We start from the raw sequence: 21,648 nt of genomic DNA, 5'->3' as shown, positions 1-21,648 counted from the left end.
TCTGCGAAACGGATGTGTTCATATTTAGATGGATTTTAGTCGCCTAATTCCCGTAATTATAGGAAAAATAGAGGATTAGCTTGAAAAAGTATAACTAATTTAGCCGCAGGGCCCCTTCGGAGCAAATTAGGCGGAATTAAGTGACCTTTTTTCAATTAATCCTCGTGCCTCTTGGCTTGGAGGGAAATTAGGTGTCACATTTCCACTTAAATTGATGAGCATACGTCCTGCAAAGCGATTTGTTGTGAGTAAGCAGGCTTATGGCGTTGCAAATTTCAACCATGGGAGCTTATTAACACAATCTTAAACTAACTCTCGGTAGCCTCACTTTGTTACGCAGCAGTTTGCCCGTAGATCAACTTGTGTGTGTATTCAGCTGTCTGCTTCTATATCAACTGGTGCGTGTAATCCTAAGATTGCCCGTGCTTCAACTTTTGTGTGTATTCACCCGCATACCAATTGCGCATGAGAGTATGCATACCTAAGGCTGCGAACGCCATACAGCGAGAGCTAGTATACATTGGAGGAGGAATACAAATGCCGCAGCAGCAGACAACAACAGATGTGCTTGTGCTGGGAGGCGGGCCGGCCGGGGCGTGGGCGGCATGGAATGCTGCCTCACAGGGCGCCAAGGTCATTCTTGCCGACAAAGGCTACCTGGGAACAAGCGGCGCTACAGCACCTGGCGGGACTACGCTGCTGGTGATTCCGCCGGTAGCCGAGCTGCGTGATGCGGCAGTCCGGTCCAGGCTGCAGGCAGGCGGCTACCTGTCGGAGAACAGCTGGATTCACCGGGTGCTGGATCAGGTGGAGCAGAATCTGAAGCAGATTGAGGAGTGGGGCTATCCTTTTCCGAAGGATCAGGACGGCACTCCGCTGCGGACCCATCTGCACGGCCCGGAGTATATGAAGATCATGCGGCGTGTTGTACGCAAGGCGGGAGTGAAGATCTGGGACCAGTCTCCGGCGCTGGAGCTGCTGCATGATGAGCATGGCGCCGGAGGGGCCCGCGGCATAAACCGGCTGACCGGTGAAGCCTGGGAGGTGCGGGCGAATGCGGTGGTTATCGCTACCGGCGGCTGTGCTTTTCTCAGCAAAGGCCTGGGCTGCAACGTGCTGACCGGAGAAGGGCTGCTGATGTCGGCTGAAATAGGAGCCGATCTGTCAGGAATGGAGTTCACCCGGCAGTATGCCCCGAGCTTTGCTGACGGCACAGTGACCCGCGGGCGGATGCTGGCCTGGGCAACGCTGTACGATGCGGCGGGAAATCCGCTGCACCGCGGCGACCGCACCTTCGGTAGCATTCCGGAGCTGATGCTGCAGGGGCCGGTCTATGCCTCGCTGGACCTGGCGGATACGGAGGCGAAGCAGCAGTTCCTGCGGAACGCCCATCCGGTGTTTTTCATGCCGCTGGAGCGGGCGGGCATTAATCCGTTCACGGATAAATTCCCGCTCACGCTCCGCTATGAAGGCACGATGCGCGGCACGGGCGGCCTGCGCCTGATCGACACCGACTGCAGGACTACGGTGCCGGGTCTGTACGCCGCGGGAGATGCCGCCTCCCGCGAGAAGGTCACCGGCGCCATCTCCGGCGGCGGCGCCTACAACGCCTCCTGGGCCATCTGCAGCGGCAGCTGGGCTGGCCTTGGAGCGGCCCGGCACGCGCTGGCGCAGGCGCGCCGGGCCGGCAGCCGGCAGCTCCGCGCCGCCGGCCGCATGGGGCTTGCCGGCGGCGCCTCGGCAAGCGGGACGCTGGACCCGAAGCCGCTGATTGCGGCGGTCCAGCAGGAAATCCTGCCGCTGCGGATCAATTACTTCCGCAGCGAGCCCGGGGTAGCCGCAGCGCTGCAGCGGCTGGATAGCCTGATGCCCTATAGCACCGGCCGCCCGCCGGCCACGGTACAGGGCATCGTGCAGTCCCGCGAAGCGGCGGCCATGCTGCAGGCCGGCCGCTGGATCTACACCGCTGCGCTCGCCCGCAAGGAGAGCCGGGGGCTGCAGCGGCTTGCGGAATATCCGGCGCTGGACCCGCGCCAGACCCACCGGCTGATTCTGTCGGGCATTGACCGGATCGGCACCAGCACCGAAAGGGTACCGCATGCCCGTGAGCTGCGGGTACCCGGAGAGGAGCGGGTCATATGATTGAACTCGTAAGCGCGGACCGCTGCATCGGGTGCAGGCTGTGCGTCAAGGTATGTCCGACGAATGTATTTGCTATGCAGGGCAAGCTTGCTGTGATTGCCCGCCAGGAGGATTGCCAGACCTGCTTCATGTGCGAGGCCTATTGTCCCGTGGACGCGCTTTACGTAGCGCCGCAGGCAGACGAGTCTGTTCAGGTAGATGAACAGGAGCTGATCGCCTCAGGGCTGCTTGGCAGCTGGAGGGCCGAGATCGGCTGGAACCCGGGGGCGGAGGACACCATGGCGGAGCGGGACACAACGCCCTTTTTTGAGGTGTTCACCGGGACCTTCCGGGGAAAATAAAAGAAGTACAGGGCCGGAGGCTTGTCCGGTCAATGCCGGCTGTGCGCTTCGGCTGCAGCAGTCCGGCAATTAAAAAAGGGTGTTCCCTAAGCCAGTTCGTTCTGCGGCTTCGGGACACCCTTTTTGAAATTGATCGCAGGATTAATGTTCATTTGAAGCTTTTCCGGTAAACCTAGGGTTACAGCAGCGCTTCAACAGCCGGCTCGATATCCAGCGGATCAACAGGAGATTCAAAGCGCTTCACCACATGGCCGTCACGGTCAATCAGAAACTTGGTGAAATTCCATTTCACTTCATCGTCGGCCAGGGAAGCGGGATCGCGTTCCTCAAGCATCTTCTGCAGCAGCCGGCTGCCGGAGTGGTCCTGGTCGAAGCCGGCAAAGCCCGCCTCAGAGGTCAGGTAGCTGAACAAAGGATGTTTATCTGGGCCTTTGACATCAATCTTCTCAAAAAGGGGAAAGCTGACCCCATAGTTAATCTGGCAGAACACATCAACTTCTTCGTTGGTGCCGGGTTCTTCCCCGAACTGGTTGCTGGGGAAGCCGAGAATCTGGAAGCCCTGGTCCTGATACTTCTCATGCAGCTTCTGCAGGTCGGAATATTGCGGAGTGAACCCGCATTTGCTGGCGGTGTTCACAATCAGCAGTACTTTTCCCTTGTATTGCTCCAGACTTGTTTCTTTCCCGCGGATATTGCGGGCCGTATATTGATGGATACTCATTGGCAGCTTCAGCCTCCCAGAAATCACTTGATAATTTGCCTACAATTAAATTGTATAAAATTAAATATCTGCTGTCAAACGCGCCTGATGAATTTTTTATGTACGAAGCAGGCTGTTAAGCTTATACTAAGATGAACGAACTGTTTCTTCAGCAGGCAGAGTTTCTCCCCAGGTAGTACAAAGAATATATTGCTGGAGGAAATTTAATGAGCACTACAGAACTTACTAGCCAACTTTCCAGTTTTACAGGTAGATTACTCAGAGAACGCTTCGGTAAAGGTCCCGAATCGATACATGCTTCCATCGGGCCGCAGTGCATTGCGCTGCACATCCGGAATTTTATCGGGCCTGTAGAGAGGTTTCTGCTGAACAAGGAAGAGGAGCAGGCTTTCCGTTATACACGGGAGCTGCTGATGAAATCTCTGCTTCCCGAGCTCTCGGCCTACCTGAAGGATGCGATGGCTATTGAGGTCAGTGAAATATTTTATGATTGGGGTATACATAATGCTTCCGGGATGATTGTTGCCCTTATCAAAAACGACGAAGTGGCTGTTGATGATTATGCCGGACGTGAACATGTGCATGCCCAGATCAACGAAGTAAGCCGGAAGGTGCAGAAGGAACCCGTGTTCACCGACTCCTGGTGGCTGGGACCCCGTATTCTGATCATTAAGCGCGAAGGCATTCTGATTCCTCTGGAGAAGGAACTGATTGGCCTCGGCTATGAGAATACACTCAAAACAACGAAACGCAAGATGGAAAAACGCTATCTGGAGGACACCACCACCATTGCGCCGATGCTGGGCAAGGAGCTGTCCGATATTTATGTAGATTGGGACTTTGATAAGGATACAAGTGTTATAGCATATACGTTTCACTAAATAACATATGGGGCGGAAATGAGTCGGACATGCGAATGAGCCGAACATGAGCCGAAGAAGGGGGATGGGTCCCTTTCTTCGGCTTTTTCTTTTTTCAGGAATTTAGCAACCGTGAATATGGGAGGGGATAAGGCAAATGGAGGAATTTCAGCAGAGTGTGCTGTACGTAGAAGATAATGAGCTGAATATGGCTCTGATGCATCATGTCTTCAAAAAAAATCTGCCCTCCGTATTGCTGCTGAAAGCTGAAACAGCGGAACTGGGACTGGAGATTGCAGTCCGCCAGCTGCCTGATCTGATTATTCTGGATATCGGCCTGCCCGGTATGGACGGCTATGAGGCTATGGAACGGCTGAAGGGCAATGCGGATACCCGGCATATACCGGTTATGGCTATCAGTGCGTTTGCGCTGCGTTCGGATATCGAACAAGCCATGGCAAGCGGCTTTGCCGCCTACATTACCAAGCCCTTCCAGGTCAAAGTCTTTACTGATACCGTGAAAAAAATGCTGGCCGGAGGTCCCTTTACAGACTAGGCCGCGATTTAAGCAAGATGATTAAAGGTGGAGAACTGGGGAGAGCTCTGTCTGATGGCCGGTTTGTCAGCAAAAGGATGGTATTTGCTGTGCAGCGACTTTTTCCGCTAAAAAGTGGTGTTTTTTTCCTGCGGATAGCATTTGACTTTCGCCCGTAGATGCAAGATATTAATATTACAGATTTTAATTAATTTCATTGCTTTTATTACTCCACAAACGGGCGGTGGATCAGATGGCGAGATATCATCCAGAAGCGCTTTCCTCCCTGGGGCAAGCGTATCAGGCGGGTACTGTCGGAGCAGCCTTTCTCTCTCTTGAGCACAAATGGACAAGCGTCAGTCCGGAAGTAGCCTCACTGCTGGGGTACATGGAGGAGCAGCTGCTGGGGCAGGATTTCAGGGAGCTTTTATCGAGTGATTATGTGGAGTTTTATAGCGGGGTAACGGGGGCTCTGAACGCAGGCGGGGTTCCCTTTTTTGAAGGCGGAATCCGGGTGCTTCACGCTCGCGGGGAGGAAGTCCCGCTGCTGCTGCGGACCATGCTTGTAAGGGAGCCGTCCACAGGCGCTGCGCTTTTTTATGCTATCCATCTGACGGAGCAAAGAGGTGAACCGGCTGTATCCCCCGGCTCTGCTCCAGAGGACGAGCTGTACCGGCTGATTGCGCTCAATATCAGGGACATTGTGTACTATGCGACACCGGACCGGATCTGCAGGTATTGCTCACCTTCTGTCCTGGAGGTGCTGGGCTATGAGCCTGCGCAGCTGATAGGGCAGGATATAAACAGCCTGGTGCATCCGGAGGACCTGACAATGCTCAGCGCCCCGCAGGCGGAGGACATACGGAGATTACAGCTGCGTGTTCTTCATGCGGAGGGGCATTACGTATGGATCGAATTTATGCTGCGTGCACTGGAGGAGCAGCGGTATCCGGGGATACTCGCTGTGGGCCGGGACATCACAGAACGCAAAAATGTTGAGCAGAAGCTGCAGGAATCCATAGAACGCTATACCTCACTAAAAAAATACAACCATGATGCGATCATCTCTCTGGATCTTTCAGGCAATATCATCAACGGCAATGAGCAGGCCTGCCAGCTGACAGGCTATACCATTCCTGAACTGGCAGGCATGAATGCAGGCCGGATTATCGGGGAGCAGCATCTGCAGGAGGTACTCGGCTACAACGGAGTCAATCACAGCGGGGAGCGGAATAACGACCTTGTCTGGCATAAAGACGGCCACAGTGTCGAAGTGCTGACTTCGGTTGCTCCAATTATCATTAACAAAGCCAAGGTAGGATTCTATATTATTGTTAAGGATATTACCGAACAGAAAAAGCTGCTGATTGCCAAGGAGACGGCGGAGAGTACAAACCGGGCCAAGAGTGAATTCCTGGCCATGATGAGCCACGAAATCCGGACTCCGATGAACGGGGTGCTCGGAATGACAGACTTGCTGCTTGATATCAGCGAGCCGGGCTCAATGCAGCGGGAGTACCTGGAAATTATCCGGCAGAGCGGCGACACTCTTCTGAGTATCATTAACGATATTCTGGATTTCTCCAAGAATGAAGCAGGCAAAACAGAGCTCCATGAGCAGTCATTTGTACTTAAAGAATGCATAGACTCTGTGCTTGAGCTGCTGCTGCGCAAAGCAGAGGTCAAGGGCCTGGCCATGGCGGTATATATCAAGCCGGATGTGCCCGGGACCGTAATCGGGGACAGTGAGCGGCTGAAGCAGGTGCTGTTCAATCTGGTTGGCAACGCTGTGAAATTCACCTACACCGGCGGGGTAACGGTGAGGGTCTCCCTGCTGGAGCAGCAGGAGGGGCAGGTCAGGCTGCAGTTCAGCGTGGCTGATACCGGCATAGGCATCCCCGAGCATTCCCGGAGCAGGCTGTTCGAGCCGTTTGTCCAGCTTGATCATTCCATGGGCCACAGGCATGAAGGAACGGGTCTGGGGCTGGCAATTGCGAGACAGCTGGTTGAGCTGATGGGAGGCTCCATCTGTCTGAATACCAGCGTGAAGCAGGGGGCCGTGTTTGATTTCACAGTTAAGCTGCGTTTGCCAAGCGGCCTGCCCGCTGAGCAGGGAAGTGCATTAACTGCAGGTTCAGGCCAGGTAAACCGGGTTCTGCGGATTCTGGTCGCTGAGGACAACGAGATTAATCAGATCGTCCTCCGTAAAATCCTGGAGAAGCGCGGCTACTCTGTCGAGGTTGTGGGCGACGGCCTGCAGGTGGTGCAGATGGCGGGTACAGCGGAATATGATCTGATCTTTATGGATGTGCAGATGCCGGGTATGAACGGGCTGGAGGCTACCAGAGTAATCAGACAGACGCTTTCTCCGGAGCGGCAGCCGGTAATCATAGCGGTTACGGCGAATGCACTTAAGGGAGACCGGGAGCATTGCCTTGAGGCGGGGATGGATGAATATATCAGCAAGCCGCTGCGCAGTGAGGCTGTAACGAGCCTCATATCCAGATTTTTCAGTGATGCAGAGGGAGCGAAATATCTGGTTGAACGGGAATAAGCGGGCGGAAAAGCTTCCTTATACGGGTTCATTTATATTTTGTTGCACTAAAGCTGCAAAACGGTGAAATAAGCCCTTGCGCCGCCAGCGCTTTTTGATTAAGATAGCAGAAACCAGCGCATAAGACGCGCCGGAATAGCTATAAAGGCAATGACGAAGAGAGTAAGCGCTGCAAGCGGATCTTAACAGGGAAGGTGTGCCGGAGACTGAGAGCACCCTCAAGAGACGTTTAGCGCCGAAGTTCACTTCCGAGCCGGCCCCTGAAGTATCTGCTGCAGCATTTATGCGTAGGAGGGTCCGCGCCCCGCGTTACCGGGTGTAAGACAGAGTTGGTTCAGGTCTGAGGGAAAGCAAGTTCCGTTTCCTCTGCCATGCATTTGGGCCAGGCTCTAAATAAGGGTGGTACCACGGCTCCTCGTCCCTTGCGGCGGGGGGCCTTTTTGCGTTCATAAATTTAATATGATTAAGAGGGAGTGGAAGGTTAAATGACTAACGTGGAATTGGATGAGCTGAGAGCACGCCTGGACGGAATTAACGGACAGCTGCTGGAGCTGATCTCGGAGCGTGCGCAGATCGTACAGGAAATTGGAGTAGTAAAAGAAAAGCAGGGCGTGCCGAAATTTGATCCGGAACGTGAAAAAGCGATGCTGGAGAAGCTTGTAGCGAGCAATAAAGGACCTTTCACCGCGGGAACGATCCGCAGCCTCTTCAAACAGATTTTCGCTGCTTCTCTGGATCTGCAGTCTGCCGAGCACAAGAAAAGCCTGCTCGTCAGCCGGAAAACCCACAAGGAGGACACGGTAATCGTCCTGCCGGGAGATGTTGCAATCGGCGGCCTGTCGTCTGTAATGGTTGCCGGGCCCTGCTCTGTTGAGAGTGAGCAGCAGACCCGCACGGTTGCCGCAGCCCTGCAGAAGGCCGGAATCAAGGTTATGCGCGGCGGTGCCTTCAAGCCCCGGACCTCACCTTATGATTTCCAGGGCCTTGGCATGGACGGACTTCGTATCCTCCGCGAAGCAGCCGATGAATACGGCCTGCTGACGATCAGTGAAATCGTGGATCCGGCCCATCTGGAGCCGGCGCTGGATTATGTGGATATTATCCAGATCGGCGCGCGCAACATGCAGAATTTCGAGCTGCTCAAAGCTGCCGGCGAGCTGAACAAGCCGGTGCTGCTGAAGCGCGGTCTTGCAGCAACCATGGAGGAATTCCTCCATGCGGCCGAATACATCATGTCACGCGGCAACATGCAGGTCATGCTGATCGAGCGCGGTATCCGCACCTACGAGAAGTGGACGCGTAATACGCTTGATATCTCTGCCGTACCGATTCTCAAGCAGGAGAGCCATCTGCCGGTGCTGGTTGATGTGACCCACTCGACCGGACGCAAGGACATCCTGATCCCTTGTGCAAAGGCTGCACTGGCTGCCGGCGCTGACGGCATCATGGTCGAGGTGCATCCCGACCCGGCTACTGCACTCTCTGATGCGGCGCAGCAGCTGAACATCGAGGAGTTCAACACCTTCTACAGTGAGGTTAAGGCTTCCGGGCTGTTCCGTTAAGCTAAATAAATGGTATTACTGAGTAAATCGAAGTAATGAAGAGGATTAACTATAAATAAACGCTTACACGCGTATGCGTAACTTTTGTGGCGGTTAAGGCTGTCGGGTACAATGTATAGCATTGGCGTTGCACCGGACCGGAGCATCTTAGGGATGCTCCTATAACCTTAACAGACACAGGAGGAAACAGTATTTTGAAGTACAATCAATTGAATAACGGCTGGTTTTCCAATACCCGCAGTGATGTTCTGTCCGGTATGACGGTGGCGATCGCGCTGATCCCTGAAGCGATCGCTTTTTCGATTCTGGCCGGAGTCAGCCCGATGGTCGGACTCTACGCCTCTTTTTGCATTGCGGTGGTTACTGCAATTGCCGGAGGGCGGCCGGGAATGATCTCGGCGGCGACCGGAGCGATGGCGCTGCTGGTCGGCAGTCTGGTGCTGAATCACGGCATCGAGTATCTGTTCGCGGCAACGGTTCTCTGCGGCATCATTCAGATTCTGATGGGCCTGCTGAAGCTCGGCAGATTCATCACCTTCCTTCCGCAGCCGGTCATGACCGGCTTCGTTAACGCGCTGGCCATTCTGATCTTTATGGCGCAGCTGGTGCATTTTGAAGGACAGGGCTGGGTGATGTATGCGCTTGTAGCGTTGACCCTGGTTATTATCTATATCGTTCCGCGCTTCACCAAGGCTGTACCGTCAGCACTTGTAGCCATCATTATCGTGTCGGTGCTCAGTATCGTGCTTGACCTTGATGTTAACCGGGTCGGAGATATGGGCGAGATTACCTCGGCCCTGCCGCTGTTCCATATCCCGCAGCTGCCGCTTACGCTGGACATGCTGCTGACTATTCTGCCGTATTCCTTGTCCCTGGCCGTAGTCGGGCTGCTGGAGTCACTGATGACAGCAACGCTGATTGACGATATCACAGGTACTCCGAGTGACAAGAACCGCGAGGCCAAGGGCCAGGGGCTGGCGAATATCGTCACCGGCTTCTTCGGCGGTATGGCAGGCTGTGCGATGATCGGCCAGTCAATGGTCAACATGAAATCCGGCGGGCGGACCCGGCTGTCCACCTTTGTATCGGGTGTTTTCCTGCTGATCCTGATTCTCGTGCTGGGGGATGTGGTCAAGCAGATTCCAATGGGGGCTTTGGTCGGCGTCATGATTATGGTCTGCATCAGCACCTTTGAGTGGAGCTCTTTAACGTCGCTGATCCGGGTTCCCCGTGCAGATGCACTGGTCATGATTGTGACAGTAGTAACAGTAGTGGCTACAGACAATTTGTCGATCGGCGTTCTGTTCGGTGTTCTGCTCAGCGCATTGTCCTTTGCCTGGAAAATCGCCTCGATCAGCCTGAACACTCATACATCGGGGAATACCGTTACTTATACCGTTACTGGGCAGCTGTTCTTCGGAACAACCAGCCACTTTGTCCATGAATTCAACTATGAGGGCGACCCCCAGAAGGTTGTCATCGACTTTGCCCATTCCCATGTATGGGATCAGTCCGGCGCAGGTGCTATTGCCAAGGTAATCAGCAAATATGAGGCGCTCGGCAAAAAAGTAACCATCACCGGATTAAATGAGCAAAGCACACAGCTCATTGACCGGATCGGGCCCGGTGTGTCCGGCGGGCATGCTTAAGCGGGTTAATGATATTCAGCAGACAGCCTTCTCCTCGGAGAAGGCTGTTTTTTAGTGCGATGATTATGGCAGCCGGAAATACAACAACATTTTAATCGGCAGGCGTCTGGAAAGTTACCTTTATTAACCCGGAACTGCTTATACTCAGAATGTATGAATTCCCGGTAGAGCAGAGGTGTCTCTTCATGAAAGTCATAGTTAATCCAAAAGCTTTAGCGTTGCTAGCCTCGCTGCTCCTGCTCACTGCAGGCTGCGGCTCCTCCGGCAGCAGTAATAATGCGGAGGACTCTCATATTAATTCGTCCGCCGTCTCTGCTTCAGCTCAGGGGGCAGTAATCACGCCGGATTGGCAGGAAGTGAAGCAGCTGCCGCAGGCGGAGGCCCGGCCAGGCATGCCTGCGGACGCGGTGACCGTTTCAGTGCAGCGGCTGAAGGATTTCGGCGGCGGAATTACAGTTACCTTTTATACCCTTCCGGGGGATGAGGATTATGTGTACGCTGACCTCAGTACAGCTGCAGCCCATTACAGTCTGGGCTCAATCGGTACCTACAATTACCGTAAGCCGGAGAATCTTATTGCAGAGGCAGTATCCGTTTTTAACAGTCGGATGCTGAAGATCACCGGCGGACTGGGAGCTAACTCAGCGCTCAGCAGGTATTACACGATAGATGAGAAGGGGGTGCCGGAAGGGGTTTTGCTTGTGGACACCGGCCATGCTCGTGAAATCGATATTGACCGCGACGGAGCGGCTGAAGTGCTGTCAGCCCACGGTACACCGACGGCAGCTTATGTGTACCGCTTGTATGAAGGCCATGCTGAGGAGGCGTATATAAATGCTGCTCTGCAGGCGGATTCCGTAGTGCTGAGGGATGATCTGATCTTTGAAGCCTCTCATTTGGGTCATGCAGACGTACAGGAATACCGGTTTACACCGGAAGGCCTGATCCGGCAGCACCCGTAGATACAAGAGAGCCCTGCCCGCGGTCATTCACCGGGGCAAGGCTCTTAATGATACCGGACTTCACCGGGCAGGCTCGTCTGCCAAGCGGTGCTAGTACTGATAGAGCATAGTAGGGATCTGCCAGCCGGCTCCTACAGACCAGAAGATAACATAATCCCCGCGCTGAATGCTGCCTTCCTCCACCCCGCGCTGAAAAGCGATAAACGGGCTGCTCGTTGCCGTATAGCCAAACTCTCCGCCTACATAGATGAACTTGCCGGCAGATGCTTCTGCTTCCAGGCCAAGCCCTTCACGGATCAGCTCGATGTTCTTTAGTGAAAACTGGGACAGGCAGAACGCCGAAATATCCCCGGCAGCAAGACCGTGGCGGTCCAGCAGCTCCTTAATATCATGAATGGCTGCACCGACACATACCGAGCCGTCAAAAGGAATCCAGCGGAGCCTGATATCCTCCGGCGTTAGGCCGTCCCGGTAAATGCCCGACAGCCCGCACGCCGGAAAAGTAATGCCCTCCCAGAGCCCAGAATCGGTATAATACAGCGAGTCCATGAAGCCCGAAGCCTCAGGTGTCCGCTCCAGAATCACAGCGGCTGCAGCATCACCGAAGTTGGCGTATGTAATCTCGTCGTCTGTCCTGCAGTTAATGGAGCTGTAGTCGCTGCCGACAATCAGCGCATAGCGGACGCTGCGGTTGGCCTGCATATAACGGCTGGCCTGCTCCACTGCGGTCACCATCCCAGCACAGTTGGCATTGCTGTCCATTGTGATGGTGCGGTGCTTGCCGCTGAGCCGGTGATGCAGCAGCAGTGCATTTGTCGGATATGTATATTCCGGTGTCTGCGAAGCGAATACGATCATATCGAGATCCTCACCCTGCAGTCCGGCCTCCGCAAGTGCCTTGGCCGCAGCCTCATAGCCCATGGTCAGCGCATTCTCATGGCTGTTATTAATAATGTAACGCTGCTCACGGCCCATCACTTCCAGAAACCTCTTGATATCCTTGCCGAGGGCGGCAAAGTGCTCCAAGTAATAATCATTGTCTACGACATGCTGCGGATGATAATAGGCGGCATTGCGAATTCTGATATTGTCTCCGGTATGTTCCATGAGCTTCACCTACACTTCGATAATTTCGTAGTTTTCAAGTTTGGTGCTGCGGGCCACCCGGCTGAGCTGCATTTTGAGGATAGGGCTCCTGGTGATGGTAAAGACAACCTTCTTAAAGCCGGACTGCTGATACAAAAGATAGCACTGCTCCAGCATAGGCAGCACATCAGCCGTGGAGACATTCAGTCTGGTGCAATCCAGTACAATGTCGTATTCGGCAGGGTTGAACCTGCTTACAATCTGATTGTATTCCTGGATAAACCGTCCGGCATCCTCCTCTGACATGGTTCCTTCGACCTGAACGTTCAGAATGGATTCTGCAGTATTCGTTGCAAAGTTAAAGCTTCCCATCTCTCTAAAACACTCCTTCTCCTCGATAAATGTTAATAAAAGCAAATCATTGCATTAATAAGGATACGAATCCATTATAACGGTTGTGAATGCTTTTAAAAGGGATATTTTTCATATTTAACCTATTTACTTTTTGATATTTATAAATAGGGATTGTTACCCCGCTGCCCGGCGGGTAAGCGTATTAATGCGGGGCGGCAGCCGTTCCGCTTTCCAAAGCAGGCTACTATTGGTATGATTACAAGGTATGAGAACATCTACAACCATGGAGGAATTAACAATGAGTGACAACACAATATCCCGGATCATAGATCATACGCTGCTTAAAGCGGATGCCCGTAAGGATGATATTATCAAGCTGGCGGAAGAGGCCAAAGCCTACAAGTTTGCCTCTGTCTGCGTCAACCCGGCGTGGGTAGCAACAGCCCATGAAGTGCTGAAGGATACCCCTGAAGTTAAGGTATGTACCGTTATCGGCTTCCCGCTGGGCGCCTCCACTCCGGAAACCAAGGCTTTTGAAACCTCGAATGCTATTGAGAACGGTGCCGGAGAGGTGGACATGGTGATTAACATCGGCGCGTTAAAAGACGGCGATAACGAGCTGGTGCGCCGCGATATCGCAGCTGTTGTAGAAGCGGCCCGCGGTAAAGCGCTGACCAAGGTCATCATCGAGACCTGTCTTCTGAGCGATGAGGAGAAAGTACGTGCCTGCAAGCTTGCTGTAGAAGCCGGCGCAGATTTCGTGAAGACCTCGACAGGCTTCTCCACAGGCGGCGCAACAAAGGAAGATATCGCCCTGATGCGCGCAACCGTAGGCCCTGACATCGGCGTCAAAGCTTCCGGCGGCGTACGCAGCAGCGAAGACGCGCTGATCATGATCGGTGCAGGAGCAACCCGTATCGGTACAAGCGGCGGCGTAGCTATTGCCAAAGGCGAGCAAAGCCAGAGCAGCTACTAACTGAATGATTTTATAGACAGGACAAGCAGGGGAACAGGATTAATTTGTGTTCTCCTGCTTTTTTGTATATACGGGATTGTAAGCAGGGAAGGACAGGAGGAAGGCTGATGGAGGGGAAGCTTGCTTTTCCGGAGCTGGAGACGGAGCGTTTATACATAAGGGTGTTAAAAGAAAGCGACAGCACAGCTGTATTCCGGCATTTTGCGGATGAAGAGGTTACGCGGTACATGGACATTCCTCCATGCAGGGATATCGCAGAGGCTGTTGAGATTATCCGGTTTCACACCGAGGATTCCGGCTGCCGCTGGGGACTTTTCGATAAGGCAACCGGACAGCTGGCAGGAACCTGCGGTTATCACTGCTGGGTAACGGGAGAACCGTCCAAGGCGGAAATCGGCTACGATCTGTCCAGCGCCTGGTGGGGCCAGGGGCTGATGACAGAGGCGATTACACCGGTTATCCGGGTTGGCTTTGAGCTGATGGGGCTGGAGCTGATTGAGGCCACCGCCGATCCGGCCAACGTGCGCTCTGCCCGGCTGCTGGAGCGGCTGGGTTTTCAGCGTAAGGAGGAGCTGGTGGACGGCCTGGTGTATTACTTTTTGCCGGGGCCGCCGGAAGGAGAATAGCGGGAGGTTCGGCAGCGGCTTCGCGGAGGATGTAGCGCTGGAGGCTGATGTGGAGCTGGGAAGCGGCTGGTGAGCTGTATGGGGCAGAAGATGAGCAGGGTGCGGCTAGTAAGCTGTAAGCAAGCGGAAGCTGGCTGATTAGCTGTGGGTGGGGCAAGATGTCCGGGAGATGGATTGCCGTTCGCTTAATGCACATAGTTGTATTTTGTACACTTAAAATGGGTGATTTTTAACCTTTGCAGGATATAGCTGCAGTTTGTGCAGTTAAATTAGCCCTAATTGGCTGATTTGATGATTTTGAGCGAAAATAGTTGTACCGGATACAGTTAAACCGTAAGTAAGAGGAAAAACAGCCTTTTTAGTTGTACAAACTGCAGCTATTGGTGATTGCCGAATGGAATCCTTCAAATTCAAAATGTAAGCGTGTACTTTTCTGCGGATATAGGCTAATCTGGAGTGAAGAGCAGGGTTAGAACGGATGTTTTTGTAAATATAATAAAACACACCGGATTAATGAGATTTTTTGCTTCCCAAATAACATCATTTGTGAGAGAATAGTTACAATTCTTGATTGTTAATGTTTGCCATTGATGATAACAGGGGAGGAAATACCAATGTCAGAAGACCGCAAGCTGTCGTTCGAAACCTTGGCTGTTCATGCCGGCCAGGAGATTGACCCTACCACATTATCGCGTGCAGTACCGCTGTATCAGACTACCTCCTATGGCTTCCGGGATGCCGAGCATGCCGCCAATCTGTTCGCGCTGAAGGAATTCGGCAATATCTATACCCGTCTGATGAATCCGACTACTGATGTGTTTGAGCAGCGGATTGCTGCGCTTGAAGGCGGTGCAGGTGCGCTCGCGACGGCTTCCGGCCAGGCGGCTATTTCTTTCTCGATTTTGAATATTGCCGGTGCAGGCGATGAGGTTGTATCTTCAGCAAGTCTGTATGGCGGAACTTATAATCTGTTTTCAACCACGCTGCCTAAGCTGGGGATTAAAGTGAATTTCGTAGATTCGGATAACCCGGAAAACTTCCGCGCGGCCATTACGGATAAAACCAAGGCGCTTTATGCTGAGACAATCGGTAATCCGCAGGGGAATGTGCTGGATATTGAGGCTGTCGCAGCGATTGCCCATGAGCATGGGATTCCGCTGATTGTTGACAATACCTTCCCTAGTCCGTACCTGCTGCGTCCGATTGAGCACGGCGCGGATATCGTGGTTCATTCAGCCACCAAATTTATCGGCGGACACGGCACCTCGATCGGAGGCATTATCGTTGACGGGGGTAAATTTGACTGGAAGGCAAGCGGTAAATTTCCCGGTCTGACCGAGCCGGACCCGAGCTATCACGGTCTTGTGTATACCGAAGCGCTGGGACCGGTCGCCTATATTATCAAAGCCCGCGTTCAGCTGCTGCGTGATCTGGGGGCGGCGATTTCACCATTCAACTCCTGGCTGCTGCTGCAGGGGCTGGAAACTCTGCATCTGCGGCTGGAACGCCACAGCCAGAATGCGCTCAAGGTGGCGCAGTTCCTGGAGAGTCATGAAGATGTAGAGTGGGTCAGCTATGCCGGCCTGCCGAGCCATCCTTCCTATAGTCTTGCGCAGAAATATCTGCCTAAAGGCCAAGGAGCCATCCTAACCTTCGGCATTAAGGGCGGGGCTGACGCCGGTGTTAAGCTGATCGAGAATGTGAAGCTGTTCTCCCACCTGGCAAATGTCGGTGATTCCAAGTCGCTGATTATTCATCCTGCGAGTACGACCCACCAGCAGCTATCTGCTGAAGAGCAGGCTGCCGCAGGCGTTAAGCCGGAGCTTCTGCGCCTGTCCATCGGCACGGAAGCGATTGATGATATTCTGCATGATCTGCAGCAGGCGATTGCCGCAAGCCAGCAGCAGGCGGAATAGATCACCCTATTAATGAGATGATCCTGCTGCACAGCAGGAACCGCGTTTGCAGCAGATTACTAAACTTCCGTAGTCTCTGAATGGTTTTACAGGATTGTCCCAGCAATTGGGGATCGTTCATCCTTTTCTGTACAAAGCCTCTACCGTATACTATTCCGTTCGGCCTAAGGGCCGGAGAGGAGTACGCAGGGTAGAGGCTTTTTTTGGCTGGATACGGCTAATCATCCGGTATCTGGCACAGGCATATATGTACCGGCGTCCGGAGTAATTCGTTGAATGGCGGGCTGCGGTTTATTTTCGTATTGAGACCGCTTGCATATTTCAGGTTCTCCTCCCGTATCTATAAGAGGTAGATACGCAACATGCCGGCAGCTGCGTGTATGTACAGCTTAGGCCGGCAGCAATCCAATGCCAACAAAGGTGGGTGCGGTGATGAAGGGTGAACGACAGCAGGATTTCAATCGTGATAGTGGGGAGCGCCCGTTCAAGTATAGTGCTGCTGACCGGGCGCTGGGAATCGAGATGAGCCAGGCTGCATCTGTGGCTTCCGCTGCAGCAGAGTTTATCACCGGAGAAAAGCGGAGCAGGAGCGCAGAGCCGCCCAGCCGTGCTTATCTGAAACGGACCGGCGACCGCCCTGCCTTCCTGGTGCTGCGTGAAGGAAGCGGCGACCGTCCTTTACTGCGGGATGAACCCGGCCCGCTCCCGGCCGGTCCCTGTCTGATCCGGAGTGAGGAATGGATGCAGACCCCCGAGCTGGCCGGCCTATGTGAATGCTGGCTGAACAGCGGGGATGCGCTGCAGGCCGAGCGTGCCCTGCAGCGCATCTATTACCGGCTGCGTGCTGCGTCAGCCGCCCTGCTGGAATCGGCGGACAGCGTCTGGGCCGCCGTTACCCTGCTGCACACGCCGGAGCTTGCGGCCCGGCCTACCAAGCTGGCGGAGCTGCAGGATGTGCAGCTCGAAGCCCTGTTCGCCGCCGTGGCGGCGAATCAGCGGCTGGGCAGCGACAGCCGCATCGATCTGCTGGCGGCGTACCCCGCCAGCGCGGCCGAATTCGCGGCGCAGCGCGAATTCATTGAGGACGTGGCCGAGCAGACCCTCGGCCACGCTTACGCGGCGGCGTGCAGCATCGGGGCGCTAATCGCCCCCGGTGTGCCGCCCGCCGCCGCGGGGGAAATCGCGCGCATCGCCGATTTCCTGGTGCTGGACGGCGCGGCGGACCTGGCCGCGCCGGAGGAGCCCGCTGCCGCGGACTTCGTCCTGGCGGCGGAAGCCGCACTTGCCGCCGTACGGCGTGTAAGGCCGGCGGCAGTTGTACTCGCCGCCGGGCCCGCGGCGGCGGCAGCGCTTGCCGATCTGTACCGGATCGGCATGAGCGGGCTCTTTTGCAGCGCCGGCCAGCGGACCGAAGCGCTGCTGCGGGCGGCCTGCCTGACCTGGATGGCCCGGCAGGAAAGCCCCGATACAGCCGCCGGAGGATGGCTGTAGGCTTGTACCCAGGGCTGTCCGTGAGCCTTCCGCTAACCGTCTGGGAGCCGTCCGTGGGCCCTATATGTTACCGTCTATGAACTAACCTGTATCCCCGAAGTAACTCCGGCGTCCCACTATGCTGTCTATGTTGTAGCAATGGTGCACAATCTACTGCATATATGGCTGGACTCGGAGAACACCTACGGCGCATTCGGGTGACTAAACTTCGCAGAAGGTTACCTAAACGGCATGGCGGGATTCGTGAAGACGCGGACGGTGCAAGCAGCTGACTAAAGCAATATGGTTTGTTGTTTAAACTGAATGGCTGGACCCGGAGAACACCTACGGCGCATGAGCGAATAAACTACGCACAAGGTTACTTAAACGGCATGGCAGGATTCGTGAAAACGCGGACGGTGCAAGCAGCTGACTAAAGCAATGTGATTTATTGTTTAAATTGAATGCCTTGACTCGGAGAACACCTACGGCGCAAGAGCGAATAAACTACGCACAAGGTTACTTAAACGGCATGGCAGGATTCGTGAAAACGCGGACGGTGCAAGCAGCTGACTAAAGCAATGTGATTTATTGTTTAAATTGAATGCCTTGACTAAGGCATGAATAGATTTAAGATGCCCATCGGGCAGGACGACACTTTTTATCCTACTGCCTGCCGGTTGATGCTGAAGCTGCTGCTGGGATTAGTGCAGCCCGCTCACCAGAACCCATGAATAGCTGCACTCTGTACAGTTATTTACCCGGCTTTTGCCAGAAAATAAGTAATAGCTGCGCTTTATACAATTATTCTGGCGGTATTCTGCTTAAAAGCGGAATACCGCCACTTTTAGTTGCAGAGAATGCAGATAAAGTGCTGGAATCTCCGTAGTAGCGGAATTTTAGTGTACGGAATACAGCTATCCTGGAATGAGCTAACGGAAACGATGTTACAGAGAATGCTGATTAAACTAAGTGGAAAATCGCCATCTATTTGCGGGCTGATCGCCGGGAAGGGGAGGTTAGTTAGAAAAACGACACTTAATTTTACTGTTTTTGCGGTCAAAAGGGGTTGAGGAGCTAATTAGATGCCCTATTTCCAATTAATGCTTACAAAAACCCGATAATTGTGAAATTAGGTGGCGGAAATCGAACTAATTTACAAATCTCTTGTTCGGCAGGGGACAGTGTCAGATCGGTTGGCGCAAGAATCTGGCCTATGCCCAGTTCCATTGCTGCTGTAGAGTCAACCACAAACTTCCTGCTCGCTGAAGCCCCCAGCCCCCGCCGAATCTACTCGCAGCAGCCCCAAGCCCCCCGCGAATCTGCTCCCTCAACTCAAGCCCACGCCGAATCTGCTCGCAGCAGCCCCCAGCCCCCGCCGATTCAGCTCGCAGCAGCTCCCAGCCCCCGCCGAATCTGCTCGCTGAACCCCCAGCCCCCCGCGAATCTGCTCGCAGCAGCCCCCAGCCCTCGCCGAATCTGCTCACTGAACCCCCAGCCCCCGCCGAATCTACTCGCTGAACCCCCAAACCCCCGCCAAATCCCCTCCCTGAGCTCCCCGAGCAACATCCCGCCCCTCTCGCTGTCAGCCCCAACGCAATCCCCTAAATTCCTCCCGTTCCCCGCCAACGCTTCCACAACTACCATTAACCAGCTAATATAGCCCGAGGGAAGTGCCCGGCCGCTGGCGCCATTTATTTCGGGCTTATCCCGGGGTTTACTTTCGCGCATAAAGTGGTATTATAAGGCTATAAGTTGCGCTAAGGAAATATATTTGCAGTAGTACAAAAATGATTATCATTCTCATTTACCATGCTGTCCCGGCTAAGCCGGGGCAGCATGTGTCATTTTAAGGGCTGTAAGAATGGCTCTCATTCTCAAGTGTGCATCCCATTACAATCAGGAAGGTGATTATCTATGCAAGCAACATCCAAACAACTCCCCAAATCAACAGCCCGCCAGGGGACCGGGCACCAGCCCCGGGCACCTAAGCCGCGGCGTTTTGATCCGGTGGCTATGCTCAGCAATCAGGAGATGCAGGCTGCGCTCGGCAGCGGACTGCTGATGCTTATTGCCTGGGCGGCGAGCGGCTGGTCGGAGGTGCTGTCCGTAGTGCTCTATGTGATCTCTTATACAGTAGGCGGCTGGATCAAGGCGAAGGAAGGCGTGGAGACACTAGTTAAAGAGCGCGACCTTGATGTTAACCTGCTGATGATTGCCGCTGCCCTGGGCGCAGCAGCGATTGGCTACTGGAATGAAGGGGCGATGCTGATCTTCATCTTTGCCATGAGCGGAGCGCTGGAAAGCTATACAATGGAACGCAGCAAAAAAGACATCTCCGCGCTGATGGCGCTCAAGCCGGCAACGGCGGTCCGCATTGAGCAGGGGGCGATGAGCGAGGTGCCGATCGACCAGCTGGCGGTAGGCGATCTGCTGCTGGTGCGTCCGGGTGAGCTGATTCCGGCAGACGGCAAGGTGTGCCGGGGAGAATCGTCCGTCAATCAGGCCTCAATTACCGGCGAATCGCTGCCGGTTGAGAAGGCGGCCGGCAGCGAAGTGTTCGCGGGTACGGTCAACGGGGAAGGCCCGCTATATATCGAGGTTACGACTGCTGCTGAGGATACGCTTTTTGCAAAGATTATCCGGATGGTTGAGGAGGCTGAAACGGAAGTTCCGGATTCGCAGCGGTTCATCAAGCGTCTGGAGTCGGTTTATGCCCGCGTTGTGGTTGTTGCCACGATAGCATTGATTGCTCTGCCGCCGTTTGTACTGGGTTGGAGCTGGAGCGATACCTTTTATAAGGCGATGGTGTTTCTGGTGGTCGCATCCCCGTGCGCGCTTGTTTCATCCATTATGCCTGCCATGCTGTCAGCCATCTCCAAAAGCGCACGCAAAGGCATTCTGTTCAAAGGCGGCGTCCATCTGGAGAATATGGCTAAGGTACAGGTGGTCGCTTTTGACAAAACAGGGACATTGACCGAAGGAGTACCGCAGGTTACTGATCTGGTTGCCGGAGACGGCTACAGCCGCAAAGAGCTGCTTGCAGTCAGTGCTTCCATTGAGCAGCTGTCGCGTCATCCGCTGGCTGAGGCGGTTGTGCGTCTGGCTGAAGAGGAGCAGGTGGAGCTGTACAGCACGGAAGAGAACAGATCGGTAACTGGCTGGGGCATAGAAGGCCGTATTGACGGCAGATTGTGGCGGATCGGCAGATCGGATAGGCTGGATGAGCCGGCAGCGGCAGATGCCGGGAGCCAAGCAGAATGGAAAGCGGTGCGGGAGCGGCTGGAGAGCGAAGGAAAGACTGTTTCGCTGATTCTTGACGGAGAGCATATTGCCGGGATGATCGCTTTGCAGGATACGGTGCGTCCTCAGGCAGCAGCAGCTGTGCAGAGATTGCAGAAGCTCGGAGTTAAGGTGGCGATGCTGACGGGCGACCGGAAGGCCGCGGCAGGTGTGATGGCCGGCAAGACGGGTGTGGATCTGGTATTTGCCGATCTTTTGCCGGAGGATAAGGTTACCCGGATCAAAGAGCTGCGTGAGCAATACGGGCAGGTAGTGATGGTCGGCGATGGCGTCAATGATGCACCTGCACTCGCAACGGCAACAGTGGGCATTGGTATGGGAATGAAGGGCAGCGGTGCGGCACTGGAAATCGCTGATGTTGTACTGATGAATGATAATATAGAAGAGATCGCTTCGACAATTGAACTGGCCCGCCGGACACAGCGGATTGTGAAGCAAAATATGATATTTGCGGTGACGGTAATTGTGACACTGATGCTGAGTAACTTTTTGCAGGGGATTGCCCTTCCATTCGGCGTGGTGGGTCATGAAGGGAGCACGATTCTGGTTATTTTGAACGGTCTGAGGCTGTTAAGATAATGTGCAATTAGC

16 protein-coding genes are annotated in these 21,648 nt (G+C 54.3%); 13 read left to right on the top strand and 3 right to left on the bottom strand.

Annotated features, from left to right (window positions below; translation table 11 throughout):
• Window positions 1-537 precede the first annotated feature (537 nt).
• Together R70723_RS27690 and R70723_RS27685 are read left to right on the top strand one after the other, a co-directional pair.
• Window positions 538-2,142, top strand: coding sequence for an FAD-binding protein (locus R70723_RS27690; protein ID WP_039877288.1), 1,605 nt, complete (start codon window positions 538-540; stop codon window positions 2,140-2,142).
• Window positions 2,139-2,483, top strand: a complete 345-nt coding sequence (locus R70723_RS27685) for a 4Fe-4S dicluster domain-containing protein (RefSeq protein ID WP_039877287.1) — start codon at window positions 2,139-2,141, stop codon at window positions 2,481-2,483. Before R70723_RS27690 ends, R70723_RS27685 begins: the two co-directional genes overlap by 4 nt.
• Before the next feature lie 178 nt (window positions 2,484-2,661).
• Here the strand turns inward: R70723_RS27685 and R70723_RS27680 are convergent, their stop codons facing one another.
• On the bottom strand, window positions 2,662-3,204 hold the full coding sequence (locus tag R70723_RS27680; RefSeq protein WP_039877286.1) for a glutathione peroxidase: 543 nt from the start codon (window positions 3,202-3,204) through the stop codon (window positions 2,662-2,664).
• A 206-nt stretch (window positions 3,205-3,410) separates the two neighbouring features.
• On the opposite strand from R70723_RS27680, the gene R70723_RS27675 reads away from it, so the two are divergent.
• The 6 genes from R70723_RS27675 (at window position 3,411) to R70723_RS27650 (ending at window position 11,326) form a co-directional block, all read left to right on the top strand.
• Complete coding sequence (locus R70723_RS27675; RefSeq protein WP_039877285.1) at window positions 3,411-4,085, top strand: Na-translocating system protein MpsC family protein; 675 nt, start codon at window positions 3,411-3,413, stop codon at window positions 4,083-4,085.
• A gap of 136 nt (window positions 4,086-4,221) precedes the next feature.
• Window positions 4,222-4,620: a response regulator gene (locus R70723_RS27670; protein ID WP_039877282.1), complete on the top strand. Its 399-nt coding sequence runs from the start codon at window positions 4,222-4,224 to the stop codon at window positions 4,618-4,620.
• Between the two features lie 232 nt (window positions 4,621-4,852).
• Window positions 4,853-7,153, top strand: coding sequence for a PAS domain-containing hybrid sensor histidine kinase/response regulator (locus tag R70723_RS27665; RefSeq protein WP_052421502.1), 2,301 nt, complete (start codon window positions 4,853-4,855; stop codon window positions 7,151-7,153).
• Between the two features lie 485 nt (window positions 7,154-7,638).
• Window positions 7,639-8,715 (top strand): bifunctional 3-deoxy-7-phosphoheptulonate synthase/chorismate mutase, encoded by a 1,077-nt coding sequence (locus R70723_RS27660; RefSeq protein WP_039877281.1) that lies wholly within the window; start codon window positions 7,639-7,641, stop codon window positions 8,713-8,715.
• Window positions 8,716-8,906: 191 nt separating this feature from the next.
• Complete coding sequence (locus R70723_RS27655; protein WP_372238257.1) at window positions 8,907-10,364, top strand: SulP family inorganic anion transporter; 1,458 nt, start codon at window positions 8,907-8,909, stop codon at window positions 10,362-10,364.
• 185 nt (window positions 10,365-10,549) lie between these two features.
• Window positions 10,550-11,326 carry a hypothetical protein gene (locus R70723_RS27650; RefSeq protein ID WP_039877279.1) on the top strand — a complete coding sequence of 259 codons (777 nt, stop codon included), beginning with the start codon at window positions 10,550-10,552 and terminating at the stop codon, window positions 11,324-11,326.
• 90 nt (window positions 11,327-11,416) lie between these two features.
• Here R70723_RS27650 and R70723_RS27645 read toward each other — a convergent pair whose 3' ends face one another.
• Entirely contained in the window at window positions 11,417-12,433 is a 1,017-nt protein-coding gene (locus tag R70723_RS27645) for a 3-oxoacyl-[acyl-carrier-protein] synthase III C-terminal domain-containing protein (protein WP_039877277.1), read from the bottom strand.
• 9 nt (window positions 12,434-12,442) lie between these two features.
• Window positions 12,443-12,784 (bottom strand): hypothetical protein, encoded by a 342-nt coding sequence (locus R70723_RS27640; protein ID WP_039877275.1) that lies wholly within the window; start codon window positions 12,782-12,784, stop codon window positions 12,443-12,445.
• A gap of 280 nt (window positions 12,785-13,064) precedes the next feature.
• Between R70723_RS27640 and deoC the strand changes: the two genes are divergently transcribed.
• The 5 genes from deoC to R70723_RS27610 all read left to right on the top strand — a co-directional run bounded on the left by deoC (window position 13,065) and on the right by R70723_RS27610 (window position 21,636).
• Complete coding sequence (deoC, locus tag R70723_RS27635) at window positions 13,065-13,742, top strand: deoxyribose-phosphate aldolase (protein WP_039877274.1); 678 nt, start codon at window positions 13,065-13,067, stop codon at window positions 13,740-13,742.
• A gap of 107 nt (window positions 13,743-13,849) precedes the next feature.
• Window positions 13,850-14,368 (top strand): GNAT family N-acetyltransferase, encoded by a 519-nt coding sequence (locus R70723_RS27630; RefSeq protein WP_039877273.1) that lies wholly within the window; start codon window positions 13,850-13,852, stop codon window positions 14,366-14,368.
• Window positions 14,369-14,982: 614 nt separating this feature from the next.
• Complete coding sequence (locus tag R70723_RS27625; protein ID WP_039877271.1) at window positions 14,983-16,284, top strand: homocysteine synthase; 1,302 nt, start codon at window positions 14,983-14,985, stop codon at window positions 16,282-16,284.
• A 432-nt stretch (window positions 16,285-16,716) separates the two neighbouring features.
• The gene (locus R70723_RS32420) at window positions 16,717-17,775 is read left to right on the top strand and encodes a hypothetical protein (RefSeq protein WP_052421501.1); all 1,059 of its coding nucleotides are present in this window, start codon (window positions 16,717-16,719) and stop codon (window positions 17,773-17,775) included.
• A gap of 1,896 nt (window positions 17,776-19,671) precedes the next feature.
• Window positions 19,672-21,636 carry a heavy metal translocating P-type ATPase gene (locus tag R70723_RS27610; RefSeq protein ID WP_039877269.1) on the top strand — a complete coding sequence of 655 codons (1,965 nt, stop codon included), beginning with the start codon at window positions 19,672-19,674 and terminating at the stop codon, window positions 21,634-21,636.
• Window positions 21,637-21,648 lie beyond the last annotated feature (12 nt).

Source organism: Paenibacillus sp. FSL R7-0273 (genome assembly GCF_000758625.1).
In the GTDB taxonomy this organism is placed as follows: Bacteria; Bacillota; Bacilli; order Paenibacillales; family Paenibacillaceae; genus Paenibacillus_AQ.
Note: the sequence above shows the minus strand (reverse complement) of the source record. Positions and strands in the feature narration are given on the sequence as shown.

What these genes read in the sequence shown, in the direction of transcription:
- R70723_RS27690 (WP_039877288.1), top strand. Translation starts at nt 538, where the DNA reads ATGCCGCAGCAGCAGACAACAACAGATGTGCTTGTGCTGGGAGGCGGG.
- R70723_RS27685 (WP_039877287.1), top strand. Translation starts at nt 2,139, where the DNA reads ATGATTGAACTCGTAAGCGCGGACCGCTGCATCGGGTGCAGGCTGTGC.
- R70723_RS27680 (WP_039877286.1), bottom strand. Translation starts at nt 3,204, where the DNA reads ATGAGTATCCATCAATATACGGCCCGCAATATCCGCGGGAAAGAAACA.
- R70723_RS27675 (WP_039877285.1), top strand. Translation starts at nt 3,411, where the DNA reads ATGAGCACTACAGAACTTACTAGCCAACTTTCCAGTTTTACAGGTAGA.
- R70723_RS27670 (WP_039877282.1), top strand. Translation starts at nt 4,222, where the DNA reads ATGGAGGAATTTCAGCAGAGTGTGCTGTACGTAGAAGATAATGAGCTG.
- R70723_RS27665 (WP_052421502.1), top strand. Translation starts at nt 4,853, where the DNA reads ATGGCGAGATATCATCCAGAAGCGCTTTCCTCCCTGGGGCAAGCGTAT.
- R70723_RS27660 (WP_039877281.1), top strand. Translation starts at nt 7,639, where the DNA reads ATGACTAACGTGGAATTGGATGAGCTGAGAGCACGCCTGGACGGAATT.
- R70723_RS27650 (WP_039877279.1), top strand. Translation starts at nt 10,550, where the DNA reads ATGAAAGTCATAGTTAATCCAAAAGCTTTAGCGTTGCTAGCCTCGCTG.
- R70723_RS27645 (WP_039877277.1), bottom strand. Translation starts at nt 12,433, where the DNA reads ATGGAACATACCGGAGACAATATCAGAATTCGCAATGCCGCCTATTAT.
- R70723_RS27640 (WP_039877275.1), bottom strand. Translation starts at nt 12,784, where the DNA reads ATGGGAAGCTTTAACTTTGCAACGAATACTGCAGAATCCATTCTGAAC.
- deoC (WP_039877274.1), top strand. Translation starts at nt 13,065, where the DNA reads ATGAGTGACAACACAATATCCCGGATCATAGATCATACGCTGCTTAAA.
- R70723_RS27630 (WP_039877273.1), top strand. Translation starts at nt 13,850, where the DNA reads ATGGAGGGGAAGCTTGCTTTTCCGGAGCTGGAGACGGAGCGTTTATAC.
- R70723_RS27625 (WP_039877271.1), top strand. Translation starts at nt 14,983, where the DNA reads ATGTCAGAAGACCGCAAGCTGTCGTTCGAAACCTTGGCTGTTCATGCC.
- R70723_RS32420 (WP_052421501.1), top strand. Translation starts at nt 16,717, where the DNA reads ATGAAGGGTGAACGACAGCAGGATTTCAATCGTGATAGTGGGGAGCGC.
- R70723_RS27610 (WP_039877269.1), top strand. Translation starts at nt 19,672, where the DNA reads ATGCAAGCAACATCCAAACAACTCCCCAAATCAACAGCCCGCCAGGGG.